This is a genomic window from Pantoea sp. paga, assembly GCF_007558755.1.
Lineage (GTDB): Bacteria > Pseudomonadota > Gammaproteobacteria > Enterobacterales > Enterobacteriaceae > Pantoea > Pantoea agglomerans.
In genome coordinates, this window is the sequence record NZ_VLTF01000002.1 from 468294 (window position 1) to 487865 (window position 19572).

Annotated in this window: 21 protein-coding genes; 14 read left to right on the top strand and 7 right to left on the bottom strand. The window is 55.7% G+C overall.

Translation table 11 applies throughout. From position 1 onward, the window contains the following. Positions 1 to 132: 132 nt before the first annotated feature. Positions 133 to 792 carry a DUF3313 domain-containing protein gene (locus tag FOV68_RS07870; RefSeq protein ID WP_022625967.1) on the top strand — a complete coding sequence of 220 codons (660 nt, stop codon included), beginning with the start codon at positions 133 to 135 and terminating at the stop codon, positions 790 to 792. A gap of 115 nt (positions 793 to 907) precedes the next feature. Beyond that, positions 908 to 2044: a PQQ-dependent sugar dehydrogenase gene (locus FOV68_RS07875; protein ID WP_143990581.1), complete on the top strand. Its 1137-nt coding sequence runs from the start codon at positions 908 to 910 to the stop codon at positions 2042 to 2044. A 208-nt stretch (positions 2045 to 2252) separates the two neighbouring features. Here FOV68_RS07875 and FOV68_RS07880 read toward each other — a convergent pair whose 3' ends face one another. After that, positions 2253 to 2909 (bottom strand): HAD family phosphatase, encoded by a 657-nt coding sequence (locus FOV68_RS07880; protein WP_031593168.1) that lies wholly within the window; start codon positions 2907 to 2909, stop codon positions 2253 to 2255. Between the two features lie 272 nt (positions 2910 to 3181). Between FOV68_RS07880 and FOV68_RS07885 the strand changes: the two genes are divergently transcribed. Continuing rightward, positions 3182 to 4384 (top strand): serine hydrolase, encoded by a 1203-nt coding sequence (locus FOV68_RS07885; RefSeq protein ID WP_010254406.1) that lies wholly within the window; start codon positions 3182 to 3184, stop codon positions 4382 to 4384. Positions 4385 to 4606: 222 nt separating this feature from the next. On the opposite strand, the gene ybjG is transcribed toward FOV68_RS07885, so the two are convergent. Both ybjG and FOV68_RS07895 read right to left on the bottom strand, forming a co-directional pair. Continuing rightward, a complete protein-coding gene (ybjG, locus tag FOV68_RS07890; RefSeq protein WP_010254408.1) occupies positions 4607 to 5212 on the bottom strand; it encodes an undecaprenyl-diphosphate phosphatase in 606 nt (201 codons plus the stop codon). Between the two features lie 402 nt (positions 5213 to 5614). Continuing rightward, on the bottom strand, positions 5615 to 7303 hold the full coding sequence (locus FOV68_RS07895) for an aspartate:alanine antiporter (RefSeq protein WP_039387643.1): 1689 nt from the start codon (positions 7301 to 7303) through the stop codon (positions 5615 to 5617). A 258-nt stretch (positions 7304 to 7561) separates the two neighbouring features. Here FOV68_RS07895 and ybjM point away from each other — a divergent pair, with 258 nt between their 5' ends. Continuing rightward, positions 7562 to 7927, top strand: a complete 366-nt coding sequence (ybjM, locus tag FOV68_RS07900) for an inner membrane protein YbjM (RefSeq protein ID WP_010254412.1) — start codon at positions 7562 to 7564, stop codon at positions 7925 to 7927. Positions 7928 to 8014: 87 nt separating this feature from the next. On the opposite strand, the gene FOV68_RS07905 is transcribed toward ybjM, so the two are convergent. Further along, positions 8015 to 8278, bottom strand: coding sequence for a GrxA family glutaredoxin (locus FOV68_RS07905; RefSeq protein ID WP_010254413.1), 264 nt, complete (start codon positions 8276 to 8278; stop codon positions 8015 to 8017). Between the two features lie 254 nt (positions 8279 to 8532). On the opposite strand from FOV68_RS07905, the gene FOV68_RS07910 reads away from it, so the two are divergent. The 10 genes from FOV68_RS07910 to rlmC all read left to right on the top strand — a co-directional run bounded on the left by FOV68_RS07910 (position 8533) and on the right by rlmC (position 17361). Further along, positions 8533 to 8784 carry a DUF1418 family protein gene (locus tag FOV68_RS07910; RefSeq protein WP_031593165.1) on the top strand — a complete coding sequence of 84 codons (252 nt, stop codon included), beginning with the start codon at positions 8533 to 8535 and terminating at the stop codon, positions 8782 to 8784. A gap of 16 nt (positions 8785 to 8800) precedes the next feature. Next, on the top strand, positions 8801 to 9523 hold the full coding sequence (gene nfsA, locus FOV68_RS07915; protein WP_010669740.1) for an oxygen-insensitive NADPH nitroreductase: 723 nt from the start codon (positions 8801 to 8803) through the stop codon (positions 9521 to 9523). Between the two features lie 20 nt (positions 9524 to 9543). After that, positions 9544 to 10446, top strand: a complete 903-nt coding sequence (gene rimK / locus FOV68_RS07920; protein ID WP_143990582.1) for a 30S ribosomal protein S6--L-glutamate ligase — start codon at positions 9544 to 9546, stop codon at positions 10444 to 10446. Positions 10447 to 10533: 87 nt separating this feature from the next. Beyond that, positions 10534 to 11013, top strand: coding sequence for a YbjN domain-containing protein (locus FOV68_RS07925; protein WP_022625960.1), 480 nt, complete (start codon positions 10534 to 10536; stop codon positions 11011 to 11013). Between the two features lie 387 nt (positions 11014 to 11400). Next, positions 11401 to 12510: a spermidine/putrescine ABC transporter substrate-binding protein PotF gene (gene potF / locus FOV68_RS07930; RefSeq protein WP_143990583.1), complete on the top strand. Its 1110-nt coding sequence runs from the start codon at positions 11401 to 11403 to the stop codon at positions 12508 to 12510. A 122-nt stretch (positions 12511 to 12632) separates the two neighbouring features. After that, positions 12633 to 13766, top strand: coding sequence for a putrescine ABC transporter ATP-binding subunit PotG (gene potG, locus FOV68_RS07935; RefSeq protein ID WP_010254420.1), 1134 nt, complete (start codon positions 12633 to 12635; stop codon positions 13764 to 13766). 9 nt (positions 13767 to 13775) lie between these two features. Continuing rightward, positions 13776 to 14738, top strand: coding sequence for a putrescine ABC transporter permease PotH (gene potH, locus FOV68_RS07940; RefSeq protein WP_010254421.1), 963 nt, complete (start codon positions 13776 to 13778; stop codon positions 14736 to 14738). Beyond that, positions 14735 to 15580 carry a putrescine ABC transporter permease PotI gene (potI, locus tag FOV68_RS07945; RefSeq protein ID WP_010254422.1) on the top strand — a complete coding sequence of 282 codons (846 nt, stop codon included), beginning with the start codon at positions 14735 to 14737 and terminating at the stop codon, positions 15578 to 15580. The genes potH and potI overlap by 4 nt, the downstream gene beginning before the upstream one ends. A 75-nt stretch (positions 15581 to 15655) precedes the next feature. Beyond that, a complete protein-coding gene (locus tag FOV68_RS07950) occupies positions 15656 to 16129 on the top strand; it encodes a YbjO family protein (protein ID WP_143990584.1) in 474 nt (157 codons plus the stop codon). Between the two features lie 41 nt (positions 16130 to 16170). Continuing rightward, entirely contained in the window at positions 16171 to 17361 is a 1191-nt protein-coding gene (gene rlmC, locus FOV68_RS07955; protein WP_115764205.1) for a 23S rRNA (uracil(747)-C(5))-methyltransferase RlmC, read from the top strand. On the opposite strand, the gene FOV68_RS07960 is transcribed toward rlmC, so the two are convergent. The 3 genes from FOV68_RS07960 to artQ form a co-directional block, all read right to left on the bottom strand. Next, a complete protein-coding gene (locus FOV68_RS07960) occupies positions 17340 to 18071 on the bottom strand; it encodes an arginine ABC transporter substrate-binding protein (protein ID WP_064704719.1) in 732 nt (243 codons plus the stop codon). The two genes, rlmC and FOV68_RS07960, sit on opposite strands and share 22 nt — an antisense overlap. A gap of 115 nt (positions 18072 to 18186) precedes the next feature. Continuing rightward, positions 18187 to 18855, bottom strand: a complete 669-nt coding sequence (artM, locus tag FOV68_RS07965) for an arginine ABC transporter permease ArtM (protein ID WP_031593159.1) — start codon at positions 18853 to 18855, stop codon at positions 18187 to 18189. After that, complete coding sequence (gene artQ, locus FOV68_RS07970; RefSeq protein WP_010254430.1) at positions 18855 to 19571, bottom strand: arginine ABC transporter permease ArtQ; 717 nt, start codon at positions 19569 to 19571, stop codon at positions 18855 to 18857. Before artQ ends, artM begins: the two co-directional genes overlap by 1 nt. Between the last annotated feature and the right edge of the window lies 1 nt (position 19572).

Sequence of the window (19572 nt, forward strand, 5' to 3'; positions counted from 1 at the left end):
CCCGCTGTGCTCTGCAGCGGGTTTTCCTGCTACTCATTCTGCATAACAGCGTAAAACCGCCTCTGTTATTCTGCATTTCCCCTCTGGCTTATCTATGCTTGCTTAAACCTTCCTGATACAAGCGAGTTGATGATGCGTAAAACTTCCGTTGCTGCTCTTCTGGCGGTCTCTGCCGTGCTGCTCAGTGGTTGTACTTCTCATGTTGCTGATAAGCAGCAATATTCAGGTTTTTTAAGCGATTACAGCCAGTTGCAACCGACGTCGTCAGCCAGTGGTGAACCGACTCTGCGCTGGATTTCACCCGATTATCAAAGCAGCCATTATAAAGATGTGCTTTATACATCGCTGATCTACTACCCGGCGGCGCACCCCACGCCACGCGTCACTCAGCAAACGCTGGATCAGGTGCTAAGTTACACCGAGATCCAGCTAAAAGGCGCGATAGCCACCCGCCTGCCGCTGGTGAATCAGGCTACGCCGCATACTCTGAAGGTAAGGGCCGCCATTACAGCCGTGTCAGCAGAAAATCAGGGCGTGCAGTTTTATGAAGTGGTACCGGTTGCCGCGGTCGTTGCCAGCACCATGGCGGCGTCAGGGCATCGTACTCAGAACAGCGAACTGTTTCTGGAGATAGAAGCCAGCGATGCGGTGACGGGCAAACCGATGATCCGGGTGGTTCGCAAAGCCTTTGGCAAAACGGTCAGTAACAGCAATACGCCGATCACCTTTGACGAGCTGAAGCCTGGTATCGATACGATGGTGCGTGACACGGTCAGTTTTAACGCGCCCTGACTCTGACGGGCGACAGCAGAGCGCTGTCGCCCTGATTAATCTTTTGTAAATCCTCAACATCATTGCAGAGGGGCTGACTACGCTTAAGGGCATTCTATCCCGTCAGGAGATCGTTATGGCCCGTTTCTCAACTGCCTTGTTGCTAAGTGGCGCACTGTTCTGTACCGCCCCCCTGTTTGCCGCCGACGTAAAGGTCGAGGTATTACAGGATAAGTTACAACATCCATGGTCCGTCGCTTTCCTGCCCGACAACAAAACGCTGCTGATTACCGAACGTAGCGGACAACTACGCAGCTGGAGCCCGGAGAAGGGCCTTTCGCAGCCGATCCAGGGGGTGCCAAAGGTCTGGGCAGAACGGCAGAGTGGCCTGCTGGATGTGGTGCTGGCACCCGATTTTGCCACCAGTCGTCGCGTCTGGCTTAGCTATACCGAAGCGAACAGCAGTGGCAAAGCGGGCGCGGTGGTAGGCGTGGGCACACTGAGCAAGGATAACCGGCAACTCAGCGATTTCCGCGAGGTGATTCGGCAGACGCCGATGCTCTCCAGCGGCAACAACATCGGTACCCGGCTGGCGTTTGATACCCAGGGCTATCTCTGGATCGCCTTCGGCGATAACTTTGCCAGCAGCGCTGCGCAGGATCTCGATAAGCTGCAGGGCAAACTGCTGCGGCTCAACGCCGATGGCAGCGTGCCGGACGATAACCCGTTTGCGAAACAGCGCGGCGCACGGCCAGAGATCTGGGCTTATGGTTTGCGTAATCCGCAGGGGCTGGCGCTTAACCCCTGGACCGGTAAGATATGGGAAAATGAGCATGGCCCGCGCGGCGGCGATGAAGTAAATATCATGGAGCGGGGCAAGAATTACGGCTGGCCGCTGGCAACCCACGGCATTGACTATAGCGGTGACAAAGTGCCGGAGTCACAAGGCACACAGGTTGCGGGTACCGAACCGCCGCTTTATCACTGGAAGGATTCTCCGGCCATCAGCGGCATGGCGTTCTACAATAGCGCCCGTTTTCCGCAGTGGAAAAACTCGCTGTTTATCGGCGCTCTGAAAGAGAAAAACCTGATTCGTCTGAGTATCAACGGCGAGAAAGTGGTGGAAGAGCAACGACTGCTGGATGATCAGAAGGCGCGGATTCGCGATGTGCGGCAGGGGCCGGATGGCTGGCTCTATGTGCTGACCGATGAGGCCAATGGCAAGCTGCTGAAAGTGGGATTAGCGCAGGACGCTGGCGCTTCCCGCGGCTAAGTGCCTGTTCCCGGGCTATTTTATTGGTCAGTCTGGGCCCGGGCAGTGCTCACACAGGCTGCTTTAGCAACCTGAACGCCCGTCAGGGCGGCCCTGAAGGAGCGAGCGCAGCGAGTAATCCTCACGGACTACGTGTACTACGGATTGTTCCGCGCTGTCCGTGTCCAGGCTGCCAGCAACAGTTACGCCTGATGGACCAGGCGCTGAGTCAGCGCGCCCAGTGATAAACCTGCCAGCCGCGGTTTAACGCTTCCTGGTGCAGCCGTTCGTCAGGGTTGATGACATGGGCATGATCGGCCTGTTCCAGTAGCGGCAGGTCGTTCATCGAATCGCTGTAGGCCCAGGTGCGGTCAAAGGCCTCGTCCTGCTGCAGCGCTTTCCAGTCACCCAGTCGGGTGACTTTACCCTCTTTATAGGTCATGGTGCCGTAAGTGTTGCCGCTGTAGCGCTCGTCCACGATTTCAACGCCAATCGCCAGCGCGCCGCAGGCACCCAGCTTCTCTGCAATCGGCACCACCAGATGCTCGCCGCTGGCGGAGATGATCATGACCTTGTCGCCACGCGCCCGGTGCCACTCAATCCGCTCGCGGGCCGCAGGATAAACGCGTGGCATAATGTCGCGGTGAATGAAGCGGCGCACCCAGCCTTCAACGGTAAGCGTGGCCATGCCCGCCAGAGGGGAGAGTGTTTTATTCATATACTCTTCAATCGACAGCGTACCGGCATAGTACTGGCTCATTAATGCCTGTTCCTGATCAATCAGTTCACTGGGGGCGAATCCCTGTGATACCAGCCAGCGCAGCCACAGGCTGGTGCTGTCTTCACAAATGAGTGTTTCATCCAGATCAAAAAGGGCTAAGTCCATGGTCGGTCTCCTCGGCTGACTGGCGTTCAGGTTAACTGATATTTGTGACGGGCTTAACTCTTCTGCGAAAAATCGGAATTTCACGCAGTTTTGATAGCGACAGAATCGGGGAAAAGCGGCACGCGCGCGGCACTTATGCCAAGGTTACTCTACTAAACTCTAAAAAACTTTACGATTCGACGGTTTTTTTCCCTGCCGTCAAGGGTTAGCGTTTGAGTGAGAATTTTCTGCCCCTGGAATTTCGATTTAACAAGGACAATCCGGCCAAGCCCATGACAAACACTCGCTTCACATCTCGCCTGCGGCACCTTGCTGCCACTTCATTACTGATTCTTGCCCCCGTCAGCGTTTTTGCTGAGCAGGCTCCCGCCGCGCCAGGCATTGATGCTAAAGCGTGGATTCTGATCGACTACGCCAGCGGTAAGGTGTTAACCGAATCGAGTGCCGATCAGCGCCTCGACCCCGCCAGTCTGACTAAAATGATGACCAGCTATGTTGTGGGTCAGGCGATTAAAGCGGGCAAAATTAAGCCGGATGACCTGGTTACCGTCGGACAGGATGCCTGGGCCACCGGCAACCCTAAGCTGCGCGGCTCGTCGCTGATGTTCCTCAAGCCGGGCGATCGTATTCCGGTGCATGAGCTGAATAAGGGAATCGTGATCCAGTCCGGCAATGACGCCTGCATTGCGCTGGCGGATTATGTCGCGGGCAGTCAGGATTCGTTTATCGGCCTGATGAACAACTATGTGAAGGCGCTGGGACTGCAGAATACCCACTTTATGACGGTGCACGGTCTGGATGCAGAAGGGCAGTACAGTACCGCGCGTGACATGGCGCTGATTGCTCAGGCGCTGATCCGCGATGTGCCTGAAGAGTACGCGCTGAATAAAGAGAAAGAGTTTACCTTCAATAATATTCGCCAGATCAACCGCAACCGCCTGTTGTGGAGCACCAACCTCAAGGTTGATGGCGTCAAAACCGGGCACACCTCGGGCGCGGGAAATAATCTGGTCGCTTCAGCAACCGAAGGCGATATGCGTCTGATCTCGGTGGTGCTGGGCACCGCCAGCGATGCGATTCGTTTCCGCGAAAGCGAAAAGCTGCTGACATGGGGCTTCCGTTTCTTTGAAACGGTCACACCGATTAAAGCGGATGCGCCGTTTGCGCAGCAGCGGGTCTGGTTCGGTGATCGCAGCCAGGTCAATCTGGGCGTGGCGAAAGATGCTGCGCTGACCATCCCTAAAGGGCAGATGAAGAATCTGAAGGCGAGTTTCAGACTCACTACGCCGCAGCTGGAAGCTCCGCTGAAGAAGAATCAGGTGGTCGGCACCATCGATTTCCAGCTGGACGGGAAAACCATTGAGCAGCGGCCACTAGTGGTGATGCAGGATGTGCCGGAAGGCGGGTTCTTCAGCCGGATGATTGATTTCGTGATGATGAAATTTAATGGCTGGTTCGGGAAGTGGTTTTCATAAGTAAGCAGGGACGCAGGCTCGTACTGCGTTGAGCCCGAGCCTGCACAGGGAACAGGGTCAGATCGGAAAGACGCAAAATCCGTCATCCATGACACGCTCGGCCCGCGCCGTCCCTGGCGCGGGACGCTTTCCTCCTCTGACCCTGTTCCCTGCGCTTTAAGCTTATTCGCTGCGGTAAATCCGGGTTTGCCACAGTGCTGGGGACGCTAAGGCGTCCCTTTCTTAATCCTGCGTCCAGCCTTTGCGAATCGGCACGGCAAACAGCGACCGATAGAGTGGATTGATCACCGCCAGCATCCGCTCGCCATAGAACTGCCACGCCAGATGCGAAGCCAGACAGCTCAGCAGACCCACCAGGAACCCGCCCAGCATATCCATTGGCCAGTGAACGCCAAGGTAGACCCGCGACCAGGCAATAGCGCAACCGGCCACCATCAGAACCACACCTGACCAGAGGCGATGCCAGAAGATAAAAGCCAGTGCAAAGGTGAATATCGTGGTGCCGTGATCGCTGGGATAGGAGTCATCGGCAGCGTGATGCAGGAACTGGTAACCAAAACCGATAGCGAAAGGGCGGGGATGCGGTAAAAGCTGGCCCACAGACCAGGAGATCGCCAGCGCATAGATCAGCGCCATACCGGTTTTCAGTACCAGTACCCGCTGCGAAGACACCTGATCGCGCGGTCCCCAGAGCCACATCGCCACAATTAACAGCGGCACGATGGCGATCAGATCTTTGGCAAAAAACGTCGCCAGCTGCAGTAACCAGGCGGGTGAAGCCGGTGTGGCATTAATGGCAGTAAACAGTGAATGGTTCAGCTCTTCCATTTCGGGATAAATTCCTCAGCAGACAGTCCGGTTAACGGCAGCTGGCAGCATCCCGCCAGCCCGGCCCGATAACAGCGGCAAAAAACGGTCAGCGACAGCTCGCTCACCCAATCAGTCAGCACAAATTGCTAACTAAACAGCGGACTATCCTGCTTTTTACCGTTTTGTTCGTCTATAGAAAGGCTCTTAATCTGCCGTTGGGTTGTGTAACGGTTTAAGTTTTATGACACTTGCAGTTGCGAATCAGGCGGGGAATGACGGGCAGGGACGAAAAAAGGGCATAAAAAAACCCGCCGGGAAAAAGACCAGCGGGCTCCACAATTTGGGGATTTCAAAGAAAAGCAGTGGCACTTATTATGACTATCCCTTAACAATAAAGTTCTGGACGCAGGCAAAAAAATTTTATAAGGGCAATATCGGCCAGATAATCACAATCAGCGTCCCCGCCAGCGTCAGCAACACGTTGGCGATGGCATAGGTCCCGGCATAGCCCAGCGCCGGGATATTGCTGCGTGCCGTATCACTGATGATCTCCATGGCCGGTGCGCAGGTACGCGCGCCCATGATGGCGCCAAACAGCAGGGCGCGGTTCATCCGCAACACATAAGCACCAAACAGATAGCAGATGATCACCGGAATCAGGCTGACCAGCAGGCCGCACAGCAGCATCATTGCACCGTCGCTGCTCAGGCCGTGATTAATGCCGCTACCGGCACTCAATCCTACTCCCGCCATAAACACCATCAGACCGAACTCTTTCACCATGGTGAGCGCGCCCTGCGGAATATAACCAAAGGTCGGGTGGTTGGCGCGCAGGAAGCCGAGCATGATACCGGCGAACAGCAGGCCCGCGGCGTTACCAATACCAAAACTGAAATTGCTGAACTGGAAGGTGATCAGACCAATCATCAGACCCACGATAAAGAAGGCGCAGAAGGCTAAGAGATCGGTCATCTGACTGTGAATCGCGATAAAGCCAATGCGATCCGCCACGCTTTTGACCCGTCGTGCCTCGCCGCTGACCTGCAGCACATCACCTTTGTTCAGCATGATACTGTCGTCGATCGGCATCTCTATCTGACTGCGTATCACCCGGTTCAGGAAGCAGCCGTGATCGGTGAGGTTTAACTTGCTGAGGCGTTTGTTTACCGCATTGTGGTTTTTCACCACGATCTCTTCTGTGACGATGCGCATATCCAGCAGGTCGCGGTCAAAAACCTCTTTGCCGTTGCGGAAGCTGGGGTCGAGCCGGGCGTGAGCATCGGGATAGCCCACCAGCGAGATATCATCACCGAGCTGCAACACCGCATCACCGTCGGGACTGGCGAGAATACCGTTGCGGCGGATGCGCTCAATGTAGCAACCGGTCTGACGATAGATGCCCAGTTCACGCAGGTTTTTGCCGCCGCTCCACGCCACCAGTTCAGGACCGACGCGATAGGCACGGATCACCGGCAGGAAGACTTTGCGCTGGCTGTCCGCATCCAGACCGCGTTCCCGGGCGATCTGCTGAGCGCAGGTGGGCAGATCCTGATGTTGCAGACGGGGCAGATAACGTGCGCCGAAAATCAGACTGACCAGGCCTATCAGATAGGTTACGGCATAGCCGAGGCTCAGTTGATCCTGCATCAATCCAAGCTGCTTCGGATCGCTGATGCTTTGCCGCAGGGTATCGCCCGCCCCGACCAGCACCGGCGTTGAGGTCATCGACCCCGCCAGCATGCCGGCGGTGAGACCGATATCCCAGCCAAAGAATTTTCCCAGTCCCAGCGCCAGCAACAGTGCGCTGACCACCATGACGATGGCGAGCATGAAATAGTTTTTGCCGTCGCGAAAGAAAATGGAAAAAAAGTTGGGACCGGCTTCGACGCCGACACAAAAAATAAACAGCATAAAGCCCAGACTCAATGCATCGGTATTGATCGTAAAGTGCTGCTGGCCTAATAAGAGCGAAACCACTAATACGCCAATCGAATTTCCCAGCTGAACCGAGCCCAGACGCAACTTACCCAGACAGAGGCCGAGCGCTAAAACGACAAACAATAACAAAATGTCATTTCCGCTTAACAATCCTGCGACGTTAATATTCACTGTTTAACTTCTTGTTTACATGTAACCTATTGAAGAGTAGCCTGTTTTTCGCTATCGTGAGCAGGCCGTTGAGGTGCTGTTGCATCAGTACTGCAAATGGAACCTTTACCGCGGCGCTATTCTAATCACAAATATCTTTCACAGCCATTGGCTGTTTTCATTCGTTGCCACAGCGAACTGTTTCTTTTTATTTCCATCTGAACGCATCAGGGTTATCAGCAGGTTATTGTCGGGGTTACTTTTAATCAGTGGGGTGGTATGCCGCAGCGTTCTTATCTCTGGACTACCCGCCTGTGCGGCGTGGTGTTGTATAGTCTGGTGTTTGTCTTTACCTGTCATTTCTGGCAGGTCGGTCCCGGCCCGCTTCGTGGTCAGCCCGAATTACTGCTCTTTATGTTGCCCGGTATTGTGATGGCATTGGTGCAGGTGGAAAGCCCGTTAAAAAGTACCCTGCTGATGGGGCTGTGGGGAACGTTACTGGCAGCACTGCTGTTAAACAGCAGCCTGTTTATCCACAGCAATGCACTTTTTGTGGTCGCATGGAGCCTTAGCGCGCTGTTCTGGGCAGGCTGCGGTGCCTTGCTGGTGCGGTTGATGCAGATAGTGATGGCCTCACTTAATTAAACTGTGCCGGGTGATGAGTGTCAGGCAGAAAGTAAAAAGGCGAGACAGGAAAACCTGTCTCGCCTTTTTCATTCCGGCTATCTGTACTTACGCGGCAAATCCCAGATTCTCTTTAGTCCAGGCCGCAAACTCGGTGTAACCACCAATATGTTTTTCGTCGACGAAAATCTGTGGCACGGTGCTGACCGGTTTACCGGCGCTCGCTTCCAGATCGGCTTTAGTAATGCCTTCTGCGTTGATATCGACATACTGGTAGCTAAAATCATCACGCTCAGCGGTCAGCTTGTCGGCCAGTTCATGGGCACGCACACAGTAGGGACAGCCCGGACGACCAAAAATAACAGCAATCATTGAGAACTCCTTGCAGCGACTATTATGTGATGTGTATCACACAATGAAACAGAGAATGGCAACCATGATGCCCGCTCGTATCGCTTAAGGAAAGCAGGATTTGCCTGTTAGTCTGATGCCCGCACGCTATTGCTGACCGGTCAGGAAGCCTCTGAATCAGAGGCTTTTCGCGCCGGCAGCCCGTGTAACCCGCGCAATTTTTGGGTTGTTGACCATAATTGACGCTCAGTCAGCCGCTAAGGCAGGAGGATATCATGCAGAGTGTAGCCAGATTACCCCGATTTGTGGTGGTGCTGGAGGCGGCTGGCGGCCTGTTAATCGTGGCCGCGCTGCTGCTGATCAACCACTGGCTTCCGCTGCCAGACCTGGCGGACGTGAAAACGCTGGCGACTGTGCTGTTCATTGCTGGCGTGGTTCTGATGCTACCTGCTGCCTGGCTGTTAATGTGGCGCACCGCGAAAGCGATAGCACCACAGCTGTTCAATCAAACTGACAAAAAAAGATAATGTTGCTGGAGACTTTATGACACCGACCATTGATTTACTGTGCAGCCATCGTTCAATCCGCGCTTTTACTGACCAGCCGGTCAGCGAAGCACAGCGTGAAGCGATTATTACTGCGGCGCAATCGGCGTCCACATCCAGTTTTTTACAGTGTTCTTCCATTATCCGTATCACCGACAAAGCGCTGCGCGACAAGCTGGTGACGCTGACGGGCGGACAGACATGGGTCGCGGATGCGCCTGAGTTCTGGATCTTCTGCGCTGACTTTAATCGCCATCTGCAGATTTGCCCTGATGCGCAGCTGGGTCGTGCCGAGCAGTTGCTGCTGGGCTGCGTCGATACCGCGCTGATGGGTCAGAATGCTATGGTCGCAGCGGAATCGCTGGATCTGGGCGGCGTCTTTATCGGCGGAATCCGTAACAGCATCGCGGAAGTGACAGAACTGCTGGGCCTGCCGAAATTTGTCCTGCCGCTGTTTGGTTTTTGCCTGGGTCATCCGGAGTCAAAGCCGGACGTCAAACCGCGTATGCCGCACGCGATGCTGGTGCATGAGAACCGCTATCAGCCGCTGGATCCGGCGGTGCTGGCCGAATACGATAGCCGCACAGAGCTCTATTATCAGCAGCGCGACAGCAACCAGCGCAGCGAAACCTGGAGTGAGCTGATCCAGCGCCTGATCATTAAAGAGACGCGTCCGTTTATGCTCGATTATCTGCATCAGCAGGGCTGGGCCACGCGTTAAACCAGCAAGGGAGAGCAGCGATGAAGATAGCTATCCTGTCGCGTGATGAGACGCTCTACTCCAGTCGGCGACTGCGTGAGGAGGCCGCCGCGCGCGGCCACCAGGTCCGGATCATCGATCCGCTCTCCTGCTATATGAATATTAATCCCGCCTCACCGGCGGTTCACTACTGTGGTGAACCGCTGGGCCATTTTGATGCGGTTATCCCGCGCATCGGCAACCCTATTACCTTTTATGGCACGGCCGTGCTGCGACAGTTTGAGATGTGCGGCAGCTATCCGCTGAATGAGTCTGCCGCCATTACCCGCACCCGTGACAAATTGCGCTCGCTGCAGCTGCTGGCACGGGAAGGCATCGACATGCCGGTTACCGGCTTTGCCTCCTCACCCGATGACACCGCTGATCTGGTCGCCCTTGTCGGCGGTGCGCCGCTGGTGGTCAAGCTGGTGGAGGGCACCCAGGGCATTGGCGTGGTGCTGGCGGAAACGCGGCAGGCGGCAGAAAGCGTTATCGACGCCTTTCGCGGCCTGAATGCCCATATTCTGGTGCAGGAGTTTATTAAAGAAGCACAGGGTCGTGATGTTCGCTGTCTGGTGATTGGCAATCAGGTGGTGGCAGCGATTGAGCGGGTGGCGAAAGAGGGCGACTTCCGCTCAAATCTGCATCGCGGCGGCAAAGCTTACCCGGTCGTCATTACGCAACAGGAGCGCCTGATCGCCGTGAAAGCGGCGGCCACGCTCGGGCTGGAAGTGGCGGGTGTCGATATTCTGCGCGCCCATCGCGGCCCGCTGGTGATGGAAGTTAACGCCTCGCCCGGTCTTGAAGGCATTGAAACCAGCAGTGACCTTAACATCGCCGCCCTGATGATCGCGCGGATCGAGCAGCAGGCCATCCCCGGGCTCCGTCCTAAAACCGCTGGCTGACACGCGCTTTTCAGCGGTTTTCATGGCATCGTCGCGCATTTTTCCGTAAGCTAAGTCGCCTGTTTATCACCCCACTGGGATTTTACGATGGATTCTCTTGTCGTTCCGGATATCGACCTGCTGCGTCGCTGGCTGGATCAGCAAAATATCACCTGGTTCGAATGCGATGCCTGTCAGGCACTTCATCTGCCGCACATGCAAAACTTCGATGGGGTGTTTGACGCCAAAATCGATCTGGTCGACAACGTCATTCTGTTTTCGGCGCTGGCTGAAGTGAAGCCGACGGCGCTGATTCCACTGGTTGGCGATTTGTCGCAGATCAATGCCAGTTCGCTGACGGTGAAAGCATTTATCGACATTCAGGATGATAATCTGCCGAAACTCATTGTCTGTCAGTCAATGATTACTACCGCCGGGTTAACCTTTGGTCAGTTCTCGCACTTTATGAAACAGAGTGAAGAGCAGATCTCGATGGTGATCCTGGAAGCTTTTGCCAACAATCTGTTGATTGTGGGCGAAGAAGAAGAGCACGTTCCGGTGACCAGCGTTCATTCTGTGCTGCACTAAGCCCGACATGGTCACACACTAAGCCGTCCCTGAGACGGCTTTTTTATACCCGCCATCCGCTGCCGCGATAATTTTTTATTCTGCATTTTGCCCTTTAACGCCAGATATTAGTCGTGGTTTATGCCATCAAAGCCGAACCTCATAGCTCAAACATGCATAAAATATCGGTTTCAGGCGTTTTTTACGCTGGGGTCTGGTGAAGCCTGACCGGGGGGGCTATGCTTGCGGGGCTGTAACAGGCGCGTAACTGCGCCTCAGCTATAGGTTTTTGCTATTAAACTCCCGCTGAATAATGATTCATTGTGTCACTGACGTCTTGTACAGAACGCAATGCAGGGATCTCTGGTTTGCAGCGTTGTAATGACCCGCTCAGGAGGATGGAAAAATATGTTCAACTCACGTCAGAAATGGCTGTCAGCTGTGGTAGCTGCTGCGCTGATGGCCGCATCGGCCATCAGCATGGCGGAAGATAAAACGCTGCACGTCTACAACTGGTCCGATTATATTTCGCCAGACACCGTGCCGAACTTTGAAAAGCAGTCCGGCATCAAAGTGGTCTACGATGTGTTTGACTCCAACGAAGTCCTGGAAGGCAAACTGATGGCGGGCAGCACCGGCTATGATGTGGTGGTGCCATCCTCAAGCTTCCTGGCGCGTCAGCTGCAGTCCGGGGTATTCCAGCCGCTGGATAAGAGCAAACTGCCTAACTACAAAAACCTCGATCCGGCGCTGATGGAAAAAGTGGCGCAGCACGATCCGGGTAACAAATATGCCATTCCTTATCTGTGGGGCACCACCGGTATCGGCTACAACGTCGACAAGGTTAAAGCCGCACTGGGCGCCGATGCGCCGGTCAACAGCTGGGATCTGGTGCTGAAGCCGGAAAACCTGGAGAAGCTGAAAAGCTGCGGCGTCTCCTTCCTGGATGCGCCAGAAGAGATTTTCGCCACGGTGCTCAACTACCTGGGCAAAGATCCTAACACCTCTGATGCCAAAGAGTATTCCGGCGCGGCCACTGACCTGCTGCTGAAACTGCGTCCGAATATCCGCTACTTCCATTCGTCGCAGTACATCAACGATCTGGCCAACGGTAATATCTGCGTCGCCATTGGCTGGTCGGGCGATATTCTGCAGGCGAAAAACCGTGCTGATGCGGCGAAAAATGGCGTGCATCTGGGCTACAGCGTTCCGAAAGAGGGCGCACTGGCTTTCTTCGATATGATGGCGATCCCGAAAGATGCGAAAAACCTCGATGGCGCTTACGCCTGGCTGAACTACATCATGGATCCGAAAGTGATCGCCGATGTCTCCAACAAAATGAACTACGCCAACGGCAACAAAGCGTCGCTGCCGCTGATCAATGCCGATGTCCGCAACAATCCGGGTATCTTCCCGACGCCTGAAGCGATGTCGAAATTGTTTGTGCTGAAAGTCCAGGATCCAAAACTGGATCGTGTGCGTACGCGCGCATGGACTAAAGTAAAAAGTGGTAAGTAATTCGTCCTTAACGGATTGACCTGTCATGTATCAGCAACAGAGGCGCGTTGTCGGCCTCTGTTGTGCCATTTTTAGCGGCACATTTTGTCGCCATGTTCCGCCTGGCTCCGGAGAGAACCTTTGTGAACGATGCCATTCCCCGTCCTCAAAATAAAACCGCAAAGGCGTTAACGCCGCTGCTGGAAATTCGCAATCTGACCAAATCCTTTGACGGGCAACACGCCGTGGATGATGTCAGCCTGACTATTTATAAAGGTGAGATCTTTGCTCTGCTGGGCGCATCGGGCTGTGGTAAATCAACGCTGCTGCGCATGCTGGCCGGTTTTGAGCCGCCAACCAGCGGGCAGATTGTGCTGGATGGTCAGGATCTTTCCCACGTTGCTCCCTATCAGCGCCCGATCAACATGATGTTCCAGTCCTACGCGCTGTTTCCCCACATGACGGTGGAGCAGAATATTGCCTTTGGTCTGAAACAGGATCGGCTGCCGAAAGGGGAGATCACCAGCCGGGTAGCAGAGATGCTGGCGCTGGTGCATATGCAGGAGTTTGCTAAACGCAAACCGCACCAGCTCTCTGGTGGTCAGCGTCAGCGTGTGGCGCTGGCCCGCAGCCTGGCGAAACGGCCAAAATTGCTGCTGCTGGATGAGCCGATGGGGGCACTGGACAAGAAGCTGCGCGACAGGATGCAGCTGGAAGTGGTCGATATTCTGGAGCGTGTTGGCGCTACCTGCGTGATGGTGACGCACGACCAGGAAGAGGCGATGACCATGGCGGGCCGTATCGCGATTATGAATCGCGGCAAGTTCGTGCAGATTGGTGAACCGGAGGAGATCTACGAGCATCCTACCAGCCGCTACAGCGCGGAATTTATCGGTTCGGTTAATGTTTTCGAAGGCTTACTGCGTGAACGTCAGGCGGATGGCCTGGTGATTGACAGTCCCGGCCTGATGCATCCGCTGAAAGTCGACTCCGATGTCTCGGTGGTGGATAACGTTCCGGTCCATGTCGCACTGCGCCCGGAAAAAGTGATGTTGTGCGATGAGGTGCCTGCCGATGGCTGTAACTTTGCGGTGGGTGAAGTGGTCCACATCGCCTATCTCGGCGACCTCTCTATCTTCCATGTCCGTCTGCACAGCGGACAGATGATCAGCGCACAGTTGCAAAACGCGCATCGCTACCGCAAAGGGTTGCCGACCTGGGGTGATGAAGTCCGCCTTTGCTGGGAATGCGACAGCTGCGTGGTGTTGACGGTTTAAGGAGCGGCTATGAGCCAGATTTTCCAACGCGCTAAAGCGCCTGCCAGACTGGTCGGCACGCCGCTGCAACGCTGGGCCACGCGGATAAAAATGCAGCATGGCCGCAAGCTGGTGATCGCCTTGCCTTATGTCTGGCTGGTGCTGTTGTTTCTGCTGCCGTTTCTGACGGTGCTGAAGATCAGCTTCGCGGACATTGCGCGAGCGATTCCCCCCTACACCGAGCTGGTGAGCTGGGCTGATGACCAGTTCAGCATTGTGCTCAATTTCGGCAACTACCTGACGCTGACCGACGATCCGCTCTACGTCGATGCCTATCTGCAGTCGCTGAAAGTGGCGGCGATCTCCACGGTGATCTGTCTGCTGATTGGCTACCCGCTCGCGTGGGCCGTGGCGCACAGCAAGCCATCCATGCGCACCATTCTGCTGCTGCTGGTGATCCTGCCATCGTGGACCTCATTTCTGGTGCGCGTTTACGCCTGGATGGGGCTGCTTAACAACAACGGTATTCTGAACCGGTTCCTGCTGTGGCTGGGTGTGATTGATCATCCGCTGGTGATCCTCTACACCAATACAGCGGTCTATATCGGTATCGTCTACTGCTACCTGCCGTTTATGGTGCTGCCAATCTACACCGCGCTGACCCGCATTGATTACTCGCTGGTGGAAGCCTCACTGGATCTGGGTGCGCGTCCGCTGAAGACCTTTTTCAGCGTGATTGTCCCGCTGACCAAAGGGGGCATTATCGCCGGATCGATGCTGGTGTTTATCCCGGCGGTGGGGGAGTACGTGATCCCTGAACTGCTGGGTGGGCCGGACAGCATCATGATTGGCCGTATCCTGTGGCAGGAGTTCTTTAACAACCGCGACTGGCCGGTGGCCTCCGCGCTGGCGGTTATCATTCTGCTGATCCTGATTCTGCCGATCATCTGGTTCCACAAGCATCAAAACCGTGAAATGGGAGAGAAGGCATGAATAATTTGCCAACCATTCGCTCACCCTGGCGTACCGGGATTCTGGTTTGCTGCTTCCTGTTCCTCTATGCGCCGATGCTGCTGCTGGTGGTTTACTCCTTCAACAGCTCACCGCTGGTGACGGTGTGGGAGAGCTTCTCGTTCCACTGGTACAGGGTGCTCTTCCAGGACAGCGCGATGATTGACGCCGTGCTGCTGAGTCTGAGCATTGCCGGTCTCTCCGCCACCATGGCGGTGGTGCTGGGCACGCTGGCGGCGGTGATTATCGTGCGCTTTGGTCGCTTCCGCGGCCACAATGGTTTTGCCTTTATGCTGACCGCGCCGCTGGTGATGCCCGACGTCATCACCGGTCTGTCGCTGCTGCTGCTGTTTGTGGCAATGGGCAACGCCTTTGGCTGGCCGAGCGAACGCGGCATGCTCACCATCTGGCTGGCCCACGTCACCTTCTGTACCGCCTATGTGGCAGTGGTGATTAACTCGCGTCTGCGTGAGCTGGACCGTTCCATCGAAGAGGCGGCGATGGATTTAGGCGCAACGCCGCTGAAGGTCTTTTTCGTGATTACCGTGCCCATGATTGCACCGGCTATTGTGACCGGCTGGCTGCTGGCGTTTACCCTGTCACTCGACGATCTGGTGATCGCCAGCTTTGTGACCGGGCCGGGTGCCACCACATTGCCGATGGCGATCTTCGCCACCGTGCGACGCGGCGTTAACCCGGAAATCAATGCGCTGGCTTCATTGATCCTGTTTGTGGTCGGTTTAGTCGGTTTTATCGCCTGGCGGGTGATGGCACACGAAGAAAAACAACGTTTAAGCGATATTCAGAAAGCTAAACGTGGCTGAAATCCGTAACCTTTGCCACTATATGAACGGGCCGGTCTGACCGGCCCGTTTTTCGATCAGGTGGAGTCACGGACTATGTCAGAAATCTTCAAAAGCAGTGCCACGCTTTCAATCGCGCCGGTTCCGGTTCCGGTGACGGTTGCGGGCATTGCTATTATTGCGACCCGCTGCCTGAGCGTCCTGATGCTGGCAAACGAGCTGGGTTACAGTGAACTCGCCAATTTTGTTCACCGCAGCGCCCAGTCCTGGGACGCGACACTCATCTTTGTCGCCAGCCAGCTGATCTTCCTGTTCGAACTGCGCTGCGCCTTTACGCTGATGCGCGGCAGTAACCGTGGACGCTGGGGCTATGTGGCGACGCAGGTGATTGTGCTCAGCTATATGCTGGTCGCCTCGCTGGGCTGGATCTACCCTGAGATTTTCAGCATTGATGGCGACAACAACGTTCAGATTATCCACCATACCCTGTCGCAGAAAATCCCCGATCTGCTGGTGCTCCTGCTGCTGTTTCTGCCTGCCAGCAGCCGCGCTTTTTTCAGGAAGCGATGATACAATCGCGCTCCGCCCGACCCGATCGTTAAGGCTTTACCATGCACTGCGCGCTTTATGACGCTAACCGTTGCCGCTCCTGTCAGTGGCTGGAAAAACCCTATCCCACTCAGCTGAACGAAAAACAGTCGATGCTTGAACAGTTACTGGCTGAGCAGCCGGTCACTGCCTGGTTGCCGCCGGTCACCTCACCGCAGCAGGCATTTCGTAATAAAGCCAAAATGGTGGTGAGTGGCAGCGTCGAGCGTCCGGTGCTGGGATTAATCCATCGTGATGGTGAAGCTGTGGATCTGTGCGATTGTCCGCTCTATCCCGCCAGCTTCCAGCCGGTTTTTGCTGCACTTAAGCCCTTTATTGCCCGTGCCGGACTGACGCCCTATAACGTGGCGCGCAAACGCGGCGAACTCAAATTTCTGCTGATAACCGAAAGCCAGCAGGGCGGCGTGATGCTGCGCTTTGTCCTGCGCTCAACCGCGAAACTTGAACAGCTGCGCGCCGCATTGCCGTGGCTGCAACAGCAGTTGCCGCAGCTGGCGGTGATCTCTGCCAATATTCAGCCGGTGCATATGGCGATTCTGGAGGGGGAAGAGGAGATTGCGCTGACGCCCGCGCAGTCGCTGGCAGAGAACTTCAACGGCGTGCCGCTGTGGATCCGCCCGCAAAGCTTCTTCCAGACCAACCCGCAGGTTGCCAGCGCACTCTATGCCACCGCGCGCGACTGGGTCAGGGCGCTGCCGGTCAACAGCATGTGGGATCTCTTCTGCGGCGTAGGCGGTTTTGGTCTGCACTGCGCGACAGCGGAGATGGAACTGACGGGCATTGAGATCAGCGCCGAGGCGATAAAATGCGCCCAACGTTCCGCTGAGATGCTGGGGCTGGAAAAAGTGCAGTTTGCGGCGCTGGATTCTACGGCGTTTGCGACCGGACGCGATGCGGTGCCGCAGCTGGTGCTGGTTAATCCACCGCGTCGTGGGATTGGTGAGGCGCTGTGTGACTATCTCAGCCAGATGGCCCCGGATTATCTGCTCTATTCAAGCTGTAATCCGCAGACCATGGCGCAGGATATTGCCCGACTGAGTGCCTATGAGGTGACGAAGGTGCAACTGTTCGATATGTTTCCCCACACCGCCCATTTTGAAGTGCTGACGCTGTTAACCCGCCGTCAGCACGAGTCCGGGAAAGCATCGGCAGAGGCAGCCTCAGCCGGTAATTACTCCGGGAACCACTTCTGATTAAGCTGCTGCCAGCTGCCGTTGGCTTTCAGTTCGTTCAGTGCCTGATTGAACTGATCGCGAAGCACCGTATTGCCTTTACGCACGGCAATGCCGAGACCGGTGCCAAAGTAGTCCGCATCCGTAACATGTTCACCGACAGTGGCGAGATCTGCATTGGTCTTCAGCCACTGATTCACCACCGCGCTGTCGCCAAACACGCCATCCAGCCGGCCACTCTTCATATCCAGAATCGCATTCTGATAGCTGTCATATGCCACCACTTTCACTTCCGGATGCTTATCCTGCAGGTACTTCTGGTGAGTGGTGCCGTTTTCCACGCCGATGCGTTTGCCCTTAAGCTCACCAAAGTTGCTGAACTGGCCTTTACGGGCGATCACGATGGCGGAGTTAGCGTAATAAGGCTGGGTAAAATCGACCTGCTTGCTGCGCTCAGTGGTGATATCCATGCCGGAAATCACCGCATCATAGCGGCGGAACTTCAGTGACGGGATCAGGCTGTCGAAGGCATTGTTGGTAAAGGTACACTCCGCTTTCATCTGCTGGCACAGCGCTTTGGCCAGATCGATATCGAATCCCACCAGTTTATTTTCCCGGTCCAGTGATTCAAACGGCGGGTAGGTCGCTGAGGCGGCGAAGCGAATCTTTTCCGCTGCCTGGGCGGTAAGTGCCAGCGAAGCCAGCGCAGCGGCAACAATCCATTTTTTCATTTTATGATTCCTGTGAAGTGGTCAGCCAGAGAAGGCGATACCCTGCCATAAAATGCATTTTTATGCAATTAGTGTGATTTTTCAGGCGAAAAGGGCGAGGAGCCTCGCCCGGATATCAGTTACGTCGTTCGAAGGCCAGGGCGCGCTTTTCGATCAGCCGCATCATCAGCGTCAGCAAACCGTTAACGCAGAGATAAACCAGACCCGCCGCGGCATAGACCGTGATGTCGTAGGTGCGGCCATAGAGCAACTGTCCGTGGCCCATGACTTCCATCAGGGTGATGGTGTAGGCCAGAGAGGTGCCTTTGAACACCAGTACCACTTCATTGGAGTAGGAGGAGAGGGCGCGTTTAAATGCATACGGCAGCAGAATGCGCAGGGTATCTTTGCGGCTCATGCCGAGCGCGGCACACGATTGCCACTGTCCGGAAGGAATCGCACGCACCGCACCGTAAAATAGCTGCGTGGTGTAAGCCGCGCTGTTCAGTGACAGCGCCAGCATCGCGCACAACCAGGGCTGCGACAGTAAATGCCACAGCCAGGGGATCTGCTGGATCGAGGGAAACTGTCCCGGACCGTAATAGATCAGGAAGATCTGCACCAGCAGCGGTGTGCCGGTAAACAGCGTAATAAAGCCTTTGACCAGCGGGTTGAACACCGGCGTTTTCAGCGACAGCACCACGGTGAAGAGCAGCGCCAGCAGCAGGGCCACGACCAGCGAGGCTGCCGTCAGCGTCAGGCTGGTATGCAACCCTTTCAGGAGTTCAGGCAGATAGGCCAGCATTAGCTGTTCCCCCGTTCAAAGCGGGTGGTGCGCAGTTCGATGCGGCGTAACACCGCCTGGCTGAAGAGCGTGATCACTAAGTAGATAGCGGCCGCCACCAGGAACCAGGTAAACGGCTCCTGCGTGCGGGTGGCGATACTTTTGGTTTGCAGCATCAGATCGTTGACGCTAATCAGCGAGACCAGCGCAGTATCTTTCAGCAGCACCAGCCACTGATTGCCCAGACCGGGCAGGGCGTGACGCCACATCTGGGGCATAATCAGCCGGAGAAAGATGGCCGATTTTTTCATGCCCAGCGCCTGACCCGACTCCCACTGACCCATCGGCACCGCTTTCAGCGCGCCGCGCAGCGTCTGCGAGGCGTAGGCGGCATAGAGCATCGCCAGCGCAATCACACCGCACAGGAACGGACTGACGTCGAAGTTTTCAATTTCTACCTGAATCGGTAACTGAAACAGGCCGAAATTCAGGGTGAAGCCGTCAGAGAGGGTGAGCAGCAGCTGTGAGGCACCAAAATAGATAAACAGCACTACCAGAATTTCCGGCAGGCCGCGGATCAGCGTCACCAGGCCGGTGCCAATCCACGCCAGCGGTTTCAGGCGCAGTGACTCCCAGCCAGCGAAAATCATCGCCAGCACCAGGCCAGCGATGAGAGCACAAACAGCAAGGCCGACGGTCATGCCGGCGGCGCTTGCGAGGGTCATCATTTCATTCATC